At 66.8% G+C, this 11,221-nt stretch carries 15 protein-coding genes and 1 pseudogene; 4 read left to right on the top strand and 12 right to left on the bottom strand.

All coding sequences use genetic code 11. The features are described 5' to 3' along the window. Positions 1-76: 76 nt before the first annotated feature. Positions 77-559: a hypothetical protein gene (locus DMX10_RS30720; protein ID WP_111264646.1), complete on the bottom strand. Its 483-nt coding sequence runs from the start codon at positions 557-559 to the stop codon at positions 77-79. 319 nt (positions 560-878) lie between these two features. On the opposite strand from DMX10_RS30720, the gene DMX10_RS30715 reads away from it, so the two are divergent. After that, the gene (locus DMX10_RS30715) at positions 879-2,942 is read left to right on the top strand and encodes an AsmA family protein (protein WP_111264645.1); all 2,064 of its coding nucleotides are present in this window, start codon (positions 879-881) and stop codon (positions 2,940-2,942) included. A gap of 187 nt (positions 2,943-3,129) precedes the next feature. Here DMX10_RS30715 and DMX10_RS30710 read toward each other — a convergent pair whose 3' ends face one another. The 5 genes from DMX10_RS30710 to DMX10_RS30690 form a co-directional block, all read right to left on the bottom strand. Then, entirely contained in the window at positions 3,130-3,663 is a 534-nt protein-coding gene (locus DMX10_RS30710; protein WP_111264644.1) for a bacterioferritin, read from the bottom strand. A 124-nt stretch (positions 3,664-3,787) separates the two neighbouring features. Then, a complete protein-coding gene (gene osmE, locus DMX10_RS30705; protein WP_111264643.1) occupies positions 3,788-4,129 on the bottom strand; it encodes an osmotically-inducible lipoprotein OsmE in 342 nt (113 codons plus the stop codon). A 153-nt stretch (positions 4,130-4,282) separates the two neighbouring features. After that, complete coding sequence (gene osmE / locus DMX10_RS30700; RefSeq protein ID WP_111264642.1) at positions 4,283-4,627, bottom strand: osmotically-inducible lipoprotein OsmE; 345 nt, start codon at positions 4,625-4,627, stop codon at positions 4,283-4,285. Between the two features lie 98 nt (positions 4,628-4,725). Continuing rightward, complete coding sequence (locus tag DMX10_RS30695) at positions 4,726-4,935, bottom strand: hypothetical protein (RefSeq protein ID WP_111264641.1); 210 nt, start codon at positions 4,933-4,935, stop codon at positions 4,726-4,728. A 99-nt stretch (positions 4,936-5,034) separates the two neighbouring features. Continuing rightward, positions 5,035-6,300, bottom strand: coding sequence for an Hsp70 family protein (locus DMX10_RS30690; protein ID WP_111264640.1), 1,266 nt, complete (start codon positions 6,298-6,300; stop codon positions 5,035-5,037). A 149-nt stretch (positions 6,301-6,449) separates the two neighbouring features. Here DMX10_RS30690 and DMX10_RS30685 point away from each other — a divergent pair, with 149 nt between their 5' ends. After that, a complete protein-coding gene (locus tag DMX10_RS30685; protein WP_111264639.1) occupies positions 6,450-6,719 on the top strand; it encodes a PsiF family protein in 270 nt (89 codons plus the stop codon). Between the two features lie 2 nt (positions 6,720-6,721). Here DMX10_RS30685 and DMX10_RS30680 read toward each other — a convergent pair whose 3' ends face one another. Together DMX10_RS30680 and DMX10_RS30675 are read right to left on the bottom strand one after the other, a co-directional pair. Beyond that, positions 6,722-7,159, bottom strand: coding sequence for a YqaA family protein (locus DMX10_RS30680; RefSeq protein WP_111264638.1), 438 nt, complete (start codon positions 7,157-7,159; stop codon positions 6,722-6,724). Between the two features lie 54 nt (positions 7,160-7,213). After that, positions 7,214-7,549, bottom strand: a pseudogene (locus DMX10_RS30675) (hypothetical protein). Between the two features lie 272 nt (positions 7,550-7,821). Between DMX10_RS30675 and DMX10_RS30670 the strand changes: the two are divergent. Then, positions 7,822-8,691 carry an oxaloacetate decarboxylase gene (locus DMX10_RS30670; protein ID WP_111264637.1) on the top strand — a complete coding sequence of 290 codons (870 nt, stop codon included), beginning with the start codon at positions 7,822-7,824 and terminating at the stop codon, positions 8,689-8,691. A 106-nt stretch (positions 8,692-8,797) separates the two neighbouring features. Continuing rightward, positions 8,798-9,064 (top strand): DksA/TraR family C4-type zinc finger protein, encoded by a 267-nt coding sequence (locus tag DMX10_RS30665; protein ID WP_111264636.1) that lies wholly within the window; start codon positions 8,798-8,800, stop codon positions 9,062-9,064. Between the two features lie 4 nt (positions 9,065-9,068). Here the strand turns inward: DMX10_RS30665 and DMX10_RS30660 are convergent, their stop codons facing one another. From DMX10_RS30660 to DMX10_RS30645, 4 genes are all read right to left on the bottom strand, one after another. Beyond that, entirely contained in the window at positions 9,069-9,659 is a 591-nt protein-coding gene (locus DMX10_RS30660; protein ID WP_111264635.1) for a hypothetical protein, read from the bottom strand. A gap of 24 nt (positions 9,660-9,683) precedes the next feature. After that, positions 9,684-10,097: a DUF3592 domain-containing protein gene (locus tag DMX10_RS30655; RefSeq protein ID WP_111264634.1), complete on the bottom strand. Its 414-nt coding sequence runs from the start codon at positions 10,095-10,097 to the stop codon at positions 9,684-9,686. A 109-nt stretch (positions 10,098-10,206) separates the two neighbouring features. Then, the gene (locus DMX10_RS30650) at positions 10,207-10,557 is read right to left on the bottom strand and encodes a DUF805 domain-containing protein (RefSeq protein WP_111264633.1); all 351 of its coding nucleotides are present in this window, start codon (positions 10,555-10,557) and stop codon (positions 10,207-10,209) included. Between the two features lie 445 nt (positions 10,558-11,002). Further along, positions 11,003-11,221: addiction module protein (locus DMX10_RS30645; protein WP_218281349.1), on the bottom strand; the 219-nt coding region annotated here is incomplete at its 5' end.

Genomic DNA, 11,221 nt, shown 5'->3' with positions numbered 1-11,221 from the left:
GAGTGAGGTTGAGCGGCGGGCAATAAAAAGCCCGGCCGGTGCCGGGCTTTGACTACTGGGTGAAGCCGGTGTGGATTCAGACCACGCCGTGGGCTTGCAGCAAACGGTCGGAGCCACCTTCGGCGACACGGAAGCCCGGGGTGCGGTCGGCACCGCCTTCGGCGACGCGGAAGCCCGGGGTGCGGTCGGCACCGCCTTCGGCGACGCGGAAGCCCGGGGTGCGGTCGGCACCGCCTTCGGCGACACGGAAAGCCGGGGTGCGTTCAGCGCCGCCCTCAGCGACACGGAAGCCCGGGGTGCGGTCGGCACCGCCTTCGGCGACGCGGAAGCCAGGGGTGCGATCGGCACCGCCTTCGGCGACACGGAAGCCCGGGGTACGTTCGGCGCCACCCTCGGCAACGCGGTTCAGGGTGCGCTCTGCACCGCCCTCGGCGACGCGGTCGATGACCATATAGGCGCCTTCGCCTTCGGCGACCAGCGGATAGGAAACGGCGGATTGGACGACCGGGATGGCGAACAGGCCGGTGAGGAACAGGGTGGCGAGGGCTTGGGTTTTCATGTCGGTATCTCCTGGGGTGTGGGGGGTAGCAAGTGGCTACGGGGCCCATGTTACGGACGGCCAGGCGATTAAAAAGTGATCACTCGCGATAGTCGGCATCGACGCCGGTGATGATTGGAAAAGCGCTTTCGAATCAATTGTTTGCTTGTTTTCATGGCGCTTCCTGAGGGGGCCGCGGGCGGTTTAAGCTGCGCGCCCCGGTGAATTTCCGTCTGTATTTACCGGAGTCATCCGCCGCGTTTGCCAGTCGATAGATCAACAAGCCTCGTGTATCGAGCCTGCATTCCGGGGTCGATGCCGCCATAAGAAGGAGACGTGCATGTCGCGTGGACGCAGGATCCTCGCCTGGACCACCGCCAGCCTGGTGCTGCTGTTGGTCGCCCTGGTGGTGTTCGTCGCCACGTTCGACTGGAACCGCATCAAGCCGACGCTTAATGCCCGGGTTTCGGAAACCCTGGGCCGCCCCTTCGCCATCAAGGGCGATCTCAGCGTGCGCTGGCAGCGCGAGCCCTCCGAGCCCGGGCTGCGTGCCTGGGTGCCTTGGCCCCATGTGACGGCCGAGGACCTGACCCTGGGCAACCCCGAATGGGCCAGGGAGCAGCAGTTCGTCACCCTCGCGCGCGTGGAGGCGAGCCTGTCGCCGCTGCCGTTGCTGTGGAAGACCGTGACCATCCCGCGCATCGACCTGACCGAGCCCCGCGCCGACCTCAAGCGCCGCGCCGACGGCCGCGACAACTGGACCTTCGAAAAGCTCGCCAGCACCCCCGAGCAGGCCGACGAGAAACCCTCCGCCTGGACCCTGGACATCGGCGCCATCGGCTTCGACAAGGGCCAGGTGAAGATCGACGATCAGCCCTCGCAGACGCGCCTGGAGCTGCTGGTCGACCCGCTGGGCAAGCCGATTCCGTTCAGCGACATCGTCGGCGAGAAGGCCGCCGGCAAGGTGGCGGAGCAGGGCGATGCGCCCCAGGATTACGCTTTCGGCTGGACGGCCAAGGGCAGCTACAAGGGCCAGGCGCTGGACGGCAGCGGCAAGATCGGCGGGCTGTTGGCCCTGAAGGATGCACGCAAGCCATTTCCCCTGCAGGCCGACCTGCGCATCGGCGCCACGCGCATCGCCCTGGCCGGCACCCTCACCGACCCGACTCACCTGGGCGCCCTGGACCTGCGCCTGAAGCTGGCCGGCAACAGCCTGGGCAACCTCTATCCGCTGACCGGCGTGACCCTGCCCGATACGCCGGCCTATTCCACCGACGGCCGCCTGGTGGCGCAGCTGCAGGACCCCGCGGGCCCGCAGTTCCACTACGAAGGCTTCAACGGCGCCATCGGCGACAGCGATATCCATGGTGACCTGCACTACGTCGCCCGCCAGCCCCGGCCCAAGCTCTCCGGTGCGCTGACCTCCAACCAGCTGCGTTTCGCCGACCTGGCGCCGCTGATCGGCGCCGACTCCAACGCCGAGAAGAAGGCGCGCGGCGTGGCCGGCAAGCAGCCGGCGGACAAGGTGCTGCCAGTGGAGGAATTCCGCACCGAGCGCTGGCGGCAGATGGATGCCGACGTGCGCTTCACCGGCAAGCGCATCGTCCATAGCGACAAGCTGCCCTTCAACGACCTCGACACCCACGTGGTACTCGACGACGGCAAGCTGAGCCTGGAGCCCCTGCGCTTCGGCATGGCCGGCGGCACCTTGGACTCCAGCCTCCACCTGGACGGCAGCAGCGTGCCCCTGCAGGGCCGCGCCCGCCTCAGCGCGCGGCACTTCAAGCTCAAGCAGCTGTTTCCCACCTTCGAGCCGATGCGCACCAGCTTCGGCGAGCTCAACGGCGACGCCGACCTGGCCGGCACCGGCAACTCGGTGGCGGCTCTGCTGGGCACGGCCAACGGCAACCTCAGGCTGCTGGTCAACGACGGCGCGGTGAGCCGCGGGCTGATGGAGATCGCCGGGCTCAACGTCGGCAACTACCTGGTGGGCAAGCTGTTCGGCGACGACGAGGTGAGGATCAACTGCGCCGCTGCCGACCTGGAGCTGGCCAAGGGCCTGGTGACGCCACGGGTGTTCATCTTCGATACCGAGAACGCGCTGATCCAGGTCGACGGTTCGGCCAACCTCGCCAGCGAGCGCCTGGACCTGACCATCACCCCGGAGTCCAAGGGGGTGCGGATCTTCTCCCTGCGTTCGCCGCTCTATGTGCGCGGCACCTTCAAGAAGCCGGACGCCGGGGTCAAGGCGGTGCCGCTGATCGCCCGGGGGGCCGGCATGGTGGTGCTGGGCGCCGTGGTGGCCCCCGCTGCCGGGCTGCTGGCGCTGGTCGCGCCGAGCGGCGGCGACGATGTCACCAACACCTGCACACCGCTGCTGGAGAAGATGCGCAAGGCCAATTGAAGCCGCGTTCCGGGGCGGGTTGGGAATTTACGTAGGTTGGCGCCGGGCGTAGCGAGGCCAACGAGGTGATGCTCGGCGTCGCTGCGTTGGGTTTCGTGCCTCTACCGCAACCTGCGGAAGGCGCGTGCGCGGGATAGCGGGGGGCCGTGACCCGGGCCGGAGCCCGGGCTACGAGGCGGGGGAGGGGTTACTTCAGGTCGGCGAGGATATCGGCCATGTCGTCGGCGTGTTCTTCCTCCTGCTCGAGGATTTCCTCGAACAGGCGGCGGGTGGTCGGGTCCTTGTCGCCGAGGTACTGGATGATCTCGCGGTAGCTGTCGACGGCGATGCGCTCGGCGATCAGGTCTTCGGTGACCATCTCGCGCAGGTTTTCTCCGGCGACGTATTGGGCATGGGAGCGGGCTTCCAGGCCGGCGGGGTTGAAGTCCGGCTCGCCCCCCAGTTGCACGATGCGTTCGGCCAGGCGGTCGGCATGCTGCTGTTCCTGCTGCGCGTGTTCGAGGAACTCGCTGGCGGCGATGCTCGCCTTCAGGCCAGTGGCCATGTAGTAGTGGCGCTTGTAGCGCAGGTAGCAGACCAGCTCGGTGGCCAGCGCCTCGTTGAGCAGGCGCAGCACGGTGGGGCGGTCTGCGTGGTAGCCCTCGGTCACAGCGCCGTCCAGCACGTTTTGCCGGGCGCGCTGGCGCAGGGTGTTCACATCGGTAAGTTGTACGTCACTCATCACGTTTCTCCTTGGCTAATCGGGCCTGGTGCCTGGCTCTGGCGGCCATTGGCGTTGCGGCCCTACCTGGAATGTGAGTGATACGAAGCGGGAAAGTTTAGGAAATCTGTGGCCGGCAGGGCGTTCAGTCGAGGCGTTGGCGCTCGACGTCCTCGCGCTGGCGGCAGGTCATGAAGCCGCTGTGCTGGACACGGCCGGCGGCGCCGAAGCTGACGTGATACGCCTGCTGGTGCCCCTCGTGGTTGAGGATGTAGTTGTTGCAGGAACCGGGGTGGACGCTGCGCTGGACGATGGAGGAGGGGCGCCCGCCGATGGCCTGGACCTGCTCCTTGGTCATGCCCTCTTCCACCTGCCGCACCAGGGGTTCGTTGCGGTAGGTGATGTAGTCGGTCGGGTTCTCGATCTTGGTGGCGCAGCCGGACATCGAGCCCAGAGCGGCCGCGAGCAGGAGCGCGCGCATGAACATGCTGAAGGTCCTTGATGATCCGCTGTAAATAACAGCGCTTGGACATCAGCGAGGCGCGCCGGTTCGCTATTTATTCGCTTCGGGGCTGTGCGCTCGTTGGCAATTCTGGCATTTGGCCACTGCGGCGCCCGGCAGCCCGGGCGCCGCGAAGCATCAGATCTTCGCCGCCTCGGCTTCGTGCTTCTGCCATTGCTCGCAGGTCATGAAGCCCTTGCTGTCGACCCGGCCCGCGTCGTTGAAGCTGACGTAGTAGGCCTGCTGGTGGCCTTCCTTGTTCAGCACGTAGTTGTTGCAGGTGCCGGGGTGCACGGTGCGCTGGATCTCGGTGGACGGCGGGCCGCCGATGGTCAGCACCTCGTCCTTGCTCATGCCGTCCTGCACCTTCTCGACCAGGGGTTCGTGGCGGTAGGTGACGTAGTCGGTGGGGTTCTCGAACTTGGTGCTGCAACCTGCTACCGATGCCAGCACGAACACTGCGGCGAGCGTTTCCTTGTACATGGTGGGTTCCTCGTGTGAGCTGATCTTCAACGGCCTGATTGGCTTCACGAGTTTCGAGTGGCGAGGGGCCAGGCGAGTTCGAAGAATTTGCCGTCGCGCTACTGGCCCGCCTTCTCGGCGTCCTGCAGGCGCTGCTGGTTGACGGCGTTGGCCTGGTCGATCTGCTGCTTGAGCTGGTCCATCTGCTGCTGGGCCTGCTGGGCCTGCTCGGCTTGCAGCTTGGCCTGGGCCGCACCGGTGGCGGCGGTCTCGCCGAGGCCGCAGCCGGCGAGAAGGAGGAAGGGAAGGCAGGTGAGCAGGCGTTTCATGGAAAGGACCTCGGGTGGGCGATGCCGGTGACGTTAATCCACCGGCAAGGGGGGCGCCAGGAGCGTCGCACGAACGTCGCGGGGCGCCCGACGCCCGGTTCAGCCGTAGCGCTTCTTCGCCTCGATGGCCAGGCCGCTGCCGATGCTGCCGAAGGTGTTGCCTTCGACGTGGCGGGCGTTGGGCAGCAGCGCGGCAACGCTGCCACGCAGGGCGGGGATGCCGCTGGAACCGCCGGTGAAGAACACGGTGTCGACCTGCTCGACACCCACTCCGGCGTCGGCCAGCAACTGGGTGACGCTGTCGCGGATGCGTTGCAGCAACGGCTCGATGGCGTCCTCGAACAGGTGGCGGGTCAGTTCCACGCGCAGGCCCGGCTCGATGCGCTCGAGGTCGATCACCCGGTGGCGCGCCTCGGTCAGCTCGATCTTGCTGTCCTCCACCTGCATCGCCAGCCAGTGCCCGGCGCGCTGTTCGATCAGGCGGAACAGGCGGTCGATGCCGCGCGTGTCGACGATGTCGTAGCGCATGTTCTTCAAAGACAGCTGCGACTTCTGTGCGTAGACGGCGTTGATGGTGTGCCAGGTGGCCAGGTTGAGGTGGTAGCTGGTGGGCATGAAGGCGTCGCTCTTCATGCGGCTGCCATAGCCGAATTCGGGCATGACGCCGGCCAGCGAGAGCTGCTTGTCGAAGTCGGTGCCGCCCACGTGCACGCCGCCGGTGGCGAGGATGTCGGCCTGGCGGTCGGCCAGGTCGCGGCGCTCGGGGGACAGGCGCACGAGGGAGAAGTCGGAGGTGCCGCCGCCGATGTCGACGATCAGCACCAGTTCCTCGCGCGCGATGCCGCGTTCGTAGTCGAAGGCGGCGGCGATGGGTTCGTACTGGAACGAGACGTCCTTGAAGCCGAGCTTGTTGGCGACCGCCACCAGGGTCGCCTGGGCTTCCTGGTCGGCGGCCGGGTCGTCGTCGACGAAGAACACCGGGCGGCCCAGCACCACCTGCTCGAATTCATGGCCGGCGGTGGCTTCGGCGCGCTTCTTCAGCTCGCCGATGAACAGGCCCAGCAGGTCCTTGAACGGCAGCGCGCTGCCCAGCACCGTGGTCTCGCTCTTGAGCAGGGTCGAGCCCAGCAGGCTCTTGAGCGAGCGCATCAGGCGGCCTTCGTAGCCTTCCAGGTATTCGTGCAGGGCCAGGCGGCCGTAGACGGGGCGACGCTCCTCGATGTTGAAGAAGATCACCGAGGGCAGGGTGATCTTGCCGTCCTCCAGCGCGATCAGCGGCTCCACGTCCGGGCGCCACCAGCCGACGGTGGAGTTGGAGGTGCCGAAGTCGATGCCCAGGGCACGGGCTGCGGTGAGGTTGCTCATGGCGCGAGAGGTCCGGTGGAAAAAACGGCCGCGCAGTGTACGCGAGCCGGGCGCGCTTTGCTCAGGCGGCGAGGCGCAGTTCGTCGCAGTGGCTAGACTCCAGGCGACGCCCCCGTCACCCCCACACGGACACCCCGGGAGACCGCCCCATGAAGTCGATCCGCCTGCCCTTGCTCCTGCTCGCGATGCTGGCCGCCAGCCAGGGTTTCGCCGCCACCCAGCAGGAAAAGATGAAGAGCTGCAACGCCGAGGCCACCGCCCAGGAACTCAAGGGCGATGCACGCAAGACCTTCATGAGCAACTGCCTCAAGGCGACCCAGCAGGAGAAGATGATCAGCTGCAACAAGACCGCCAGCGAGAAGGCGCTCAAGGGCGACGAGCGCAAGGCCTTCCTCAGCGAGTGCCTGAAGAAGAAATAGCCTCAGGCCAGGCCCAGGGTCAGCGCCGCGACCGCGAGGTAGCGGCCGGCCTTGGCCAGGGTCACCAGCAGCAGGAACACCCAGGGCGACTCGCGCATCAGCCCGGCCACCAGGGTCAGCGGGTCGCCGATCACCGGCAGCCATGACAGCAGCAGGGTCCAGCGCCCGTAGCGGCGGTAGGTCGTCTGCGCCCGTTCGATGGCGGATTCGGACACGGGAAACCACTTCCTGTGGCGGAAGTCCGCCAGGAACCGCCCCAGCACCCAGTTCACCAGCGAGCCCAGCACGTTGCCGAGGGTCGCCACCAGCAGCAATGCCCAGGCTGGCTGTCCACCGGCCAGCAGCAGGCCGGCCAGCACCGCTTCCGACTGCAGCGGCAGCAGGGTGGCGGCGCCGAAGGCGACGAGGAAGAGGCTCAGGTAGGGGATCAGGTCCGGCATCGGGCGGGGTTCCGGAGCGGTCGGGGCGAGGGCCGGGCGGCCCTCGCACAGGGCTTAGTGGCTGCCGTTCAGCTTGACCACGTCACCGGAAACGGTGGTGGTGTAGCCGGTCAGGACCCAGGCCCAGAACCAGTCTTCCTAGACCTGGGTGTTGATCATCGCATCGCCGCCCTTGGCCTTGATCGCGGCGTTCTGGGCACGCACGAAGCGGCTGTTCTGGCGGACCGGAATGAAGCCGGCGACCAGCAGCCCGGTGGCGCTGGCCTCGCTGTGGCCGATCACGGTGTACTGGCTGCTGTCGAGGTTCCGGGTCTTCATCGGGGTGCCGGTGCAACCGGCGATGGCCAGTGCGGCCAGCAGGCCGGCGATCATCTTGATGCTGTGTTTCATGTCGTTCTCCCGGGGTATTCCATCCGGCGATTCGTTCGCCGGGGCGCGCAATGTAGTCGGGGCGCCGGAAAAGTTGAACCCGGTGTGGCAACGCGTCACTTGGGCAAGGGCGTGTGCCTACGACCGGTGCAAGGCCCGGTCGGCTAAAGGCAGGTGAAAGCCCCGGGGGCTAGAATCTGTAATCCCGCTGCCATCGTTGTCGGACAATGTGACCGGGGGTGCGATACTTGCATCCCCGTTTCAACTATCCGCACCTGTCGTTTGGAACCTCTATGCGAAGAGCCTCTCACCACGAGTTGCGCACGGCCTTTCGTGCGCTGTTGAACTCGAAGACCTGCTATCACACCGCATCCGTCTTCGACCCCATGTCCGCCCGCATCGCCGCCGACCTCGGCTTCGAAGTCGGCATCCTCGGCGGCTCGGTCGCCTCGCTGCAGGTCCTGGCCGCCCCCGACTTCGCGCTGATCACCCTCAGCGAGTTCGTCGAGCAGGCCGTGCGCATCGGCCGCGTCAGCCGCCTGCCGGTGATCGCCGATGCCGACCACGGCTACGGCAACGCCCTCAACGTCATGCGTACGGTGGTGGAGCTGGAGCGTGCCGGCATCGCCGCGCTGACCATCGAGGACACGTTGCTGCCGGCCCAGTTCGGGCGCAAGTCCACCGACCTGATCAGCGTCGAGGAGGGCGTCGGCAAGATCCGTGCAGCCCTGGAAGCGCGTGTCGACCCGGACCTGTCGATCATCGCCCGCACCCATGCCGGCGTGCTCTCCACCGAGGAGGTGATCGCCCGCACCAAGGCCTACCAGGCTGCCGGGGCCGACGGTATCTGCATGGTCGGCGTCGCCGATTTCGAGCACCTGGAAGCCATCGCCGCGCACCTCAGCGTGCCGCTGATGCTGGTCACCTACGGCAACCCGCAACTGCGTGACAACCAGCGCCTGGCCGACCTGGGCGTGCGCATCGTGGTCAACGGCCACGCCGCCTACTTCGCCGCCATCAAGGCCACCTACGACTGCCTGCGCGAGCAGCGCCAGATCGACACCGCCGCCTCCGAACTGAGCGCCACCGAGCTGACCCACAAGTACACCCTGCCCGAGGACTACATCATCTGGGCGCGGGAATACATGGACGTGAAGGAATAGCCCGGAACGACCTCCGCTTGTCGCCCACCGGCCCCGGGTGTTGCAAAAGGCCGAGCGCCGCCCCCATAACTGATCGGGTCAATCCTCGACAGCATGGGAGGCCGGCATGGCCAGTGGTTGGGCGGGAGATGGCGCAGTCCAGGAACAGATCGACAGCACCATCGAAGACGCCGTGCAACGGGCACGCAGCCAGTTACCGAAGGGCGAGAGCCTGACGCATTGCGAAGAATGCGATGCACCCATTCCCCAGGCGCGCCGCGAGGCGGTGCCGGGCGTGCGGCTGTGCGTGAAATGCCAGGCCGAGCACGACCGCGAGAACGCCGCCTACGCCGGCTACAACCGGCGCGGCAGCAAGGACAGCCAGTTGCGCTGACGGCTCAGAACAGCGCGCCGAGGTAGACGGCGCCGCCGGCACCGGCCTGGATGCCGACATTGGCGCCCCCCATCAGCAGGGCGCCGCGCGCCGACTGCATCAGCTGGCGGGTCAGCATCGGCGAGACGGTGAGGCTGGTCACCGGGCTCGCGTTCATCAGCATCACCGCGGCCAAGAGCTTGGGGTCCAGGCCGAACAGCATCGCCGTGCCCGACACGCCGACGGCGACGCCCGCGCCGACTTCCACGTACATGCAGGGGCCGGTGATGTCGTCACGGGTCAGGTCGCGCTCCACCAGATCGTCCGCGACGAAGACCGCGCCGTCGCTGGGGAAGGCTTCCGCTGCGCCGGCACCGCCGATGCTCTTGCCCTTGATCTTGATGTCCACCTTGCCGAAGCGCGGCAGCTTGGCACCGATGCCCACGCCGGCACCGAGGCCGCCGTAGCGCAGGTTGACGTTCTCGCCGGCGGGCGAGCGCAGGGTGATGGAACCGCCGCCACCGGCGACGAAGGCGATGGTCAGGCCGCCGCCACTGGCGGTGACATAGCCCCAGCGGCTCGGATTGACGGGCAGGGGAATGGGCATCTTCGGCATTGCTGCTTCCTTGTGCGGTGCGGTTCAGGCGATGTCGTGACGGGGGCGCCTGAAGAGGGTCATCAGTCCGGTGACCGTGAAGACGGAGCCCAGCAGGCCGAGGAAGGCCGGGGTGCCCCAGAGTGCGCCGAAATCGTCGATCACGGCCGAGGTGGCCGGCGCGTCGGCCTGGTAGTGAACCTTCACCTGCATGCCGACCTGGTAGCCGTAGATCCAGCCCCCCTGGGGGTAGGAGATGCGCGTACCGGTGCCATCGGTGAAGGCGATTTCGGGGTGGGAGCCGCCTGCATTGAGCGCGACGACGCTGCCATCTGCCTCCAGGGCCGATTGCAGGAATCCCACGCGGGAAGAGGTCTGGATCGCCATCGCAGCGAGCAGCGCGAGGCCGATCAGGGCAAAGAGGCCGCCCTTGAAACGGGGGAGGGGGGTATCGGACATCCTGTGGCGTTCCTGGTCATCCATGGGCATGGCCGGGGGAACTCCCGGCCACTGCGCTGGGACAGGCGTCTGTCCCGTAGGTTCCCGCCAGGGCGACGGGAACCCGCCATCAGGCCTTGGGGTTGGGACCGTAGGCGTTGGTCTCCGGCACGCTGTCCTGGACCAGCAGGAACAGCAGGAACAGGCTGCCGAGGATCGGAACCAGGGCGATCAGCATCCACCAGCCGCTCTTGCCGATGTCGTGCAGGCGACGCGCGGTCACGCCCAGGGCCGGCAGCAGCACCGCGAGGCTGTACAGGTTGGCCAGCAGGGCCAGGTTTTCGCTGATCAGGCCGAGGATCACGAAAAGCGCGATGGAGATCACGACGTTCACCAGGGTGAACATCCAGTACTCCTTGCGACGCGCGCGACCGTTAAAGTCGAAGTAATGCTGCTTGATGCACTTCAAATACCATTCCATAGAAAACTCCCTTTTTAGGCCGCGCTTGGCGGCATTTTTCGTGTACCTGGCAAGGCCTCGGCCTACACCGTCCGGTGTAGTTGCCTGACTATAGCGTTTCGTAACAAGGCATTGCGTGGGGGAGTTCACGGCACGGCAAATTGCCATCGAGTCAATTCTGGCGCGGCGCTCAGCCCCGGAAAATGGGCTTTTGCCGGTAATGCCGGCAAGAAATCACCGGATGCCGTCGGTTTCGACGCGAAAGGCCAGGCTGTAGGGAAATTGTCGGAACAGGGCACGTCGGACTTCGCCGTGTACGAGAGGGTGGGCCTTTGGATAAAGCAGGACCCCTTCCAGGCAGGTATCGAGCGCCCCGAGGAATTCGCGGCCGAGGCCGGGGCGCAGGCGGCATACCAGTCGCGGGCCTGTATCAGCTCGAGTTCGGCTTCCGGGCGGAACCTGACCTTCACGCCTGGCCGGACCAGAGCCGTTTGCGCACGTCTTCCCAGTCGATGGCGGTTTCCGGGGCGGTGTCGTGGGCGGCCAGGCGCCGGTCGATTTCGCGACGTTCCTCGTCGGTCAACGGCGGGAGGTTTTCGGGGTGGGCGGCGACGCTGTCCCAGAGGTCTTCGGCCAACTGGATGCGTTCAGCGGGCGGGAGCTTGAGCAACGCGTCGGGGAGGGC

It is taken from the genome of Pseudomonas sp. 57B-090624, from assembly GCF_003234055.1.
Classification (GTDB): domain Bacteria; phylum Pseudomonadota; class Gammaproteobacteria; order Pseudomonadales; family Pseudomonadaceae; genus Metapseudomonas; species Metapseudomonas tohonis.
Note: the sequence above shows the minus strand (reverse complement) of the source record. Positions and strands in the feature narration are given on the sequence as shown.

Excerpts from the sequence above, each read along its gene's own strand:
- DMX10_RS30720 (WP_111264646.1), bottom strand. The coding sequence starts at position 559 with ATGAAAACCCAAGCCCTCGCCACCCTGTTCCTCACCGGCCTGTTCGCC.
- DMX10_RS30715 (WP_111264645.1), top strand. The coding sequence starts at position 879 with ATGTCGCGTGGACGCAGGATCCTCGCCTGGACCACCGCCAGCCTGGTG.
- DMX10_RS30710 (WP_111264644.1), bottom strand. The coding sequence starts at position 3,663 with ATGAGTGACGTACAACTTACCGATGTGAACACCCTGCGCCAGCGCGCC.
- osmE (WP_111264643.1), bottom strand. The coding sequence starts at position 4,129 with ATGTTCATGCGCGCGCTCCTGCTCGCGGCCGCTCTGGGCTCGATGTCC.
- osmE (WP_111264642.1), bottom strand. The coding sequence starts at position 4,627 with ATGTACAAGGAAACGCTCGCCGCAGTGTTCGTGCTGGCATCGGTAGCA.
- DMX10_RS30695 (WP_111264641.1), bottom strand. The coding sequence starts at position 4,935 with ATGAAACGCCTGCTCACCTGCCTTCCCTTCCTCCTTCTCGCCGGCTGC.
- DMX10_RS30690 (WP_111264640.1), bottom strand. The coding sequence starts at position 6,300 with ATGAGCAACCTCACCGCAGCCCGTGCCCTGGGCATCGACTTCGGCACC.
- DMX10_RS30685 (WP_111264639.1), top strand. The coding sequence starts at position 6,450 with ATGAAGTCGATCCGCCTGCCCTTGCTCCTGCTCGCGATGCTGGCCGCC.
- DMX10_RS30680 (WP_111264638.1), bottom strand. The coding sequence starts at position 7,159 with ATGCCGGACCTGATCCCCTACCTGAGCCTCTTCCTCGTCGCCTTCGGC.
- DMX10_RS30670 (WP_111264637.1), top strand. The coding sequence starts at position 7,822 with ATGCGAAGAGCCTCTCACCACGAGTTGCGCACGGCCTTTCGTGCGCTG.
- DMX10_RS30665 (WP_111264636.1), top strand. The coding sequence starts at position 8,798 with ATGGCCAGTGGTTGGGCGGGAGATGGCGCAGTCCAGGAACAGATCGAC.
- DMX10_RS30660 (WP_111264635.1), bottom strand. The coding sequence starts at position 9,659 with ATGCCGAAGATGCCCATTCCCCTGCCCGTCAATCCGAGCCGCTGGGGC.
- DMX10_RS30655 (WP_111264634.1), bottom strand. The coding sequence starts at position 10,097 with ATGTCCGATACCCCCCTCCCCCGTTTCAAGGGCGGCCTCTTTGCCCTG.
- DMX10_RS30650 (WP_111264633.1), bottom strand. The coding sequence starts at position 10,557 with ATGGAATGGTATTTGAAGTGCATCAAGCAGCATTACTTCGACTTTAAC.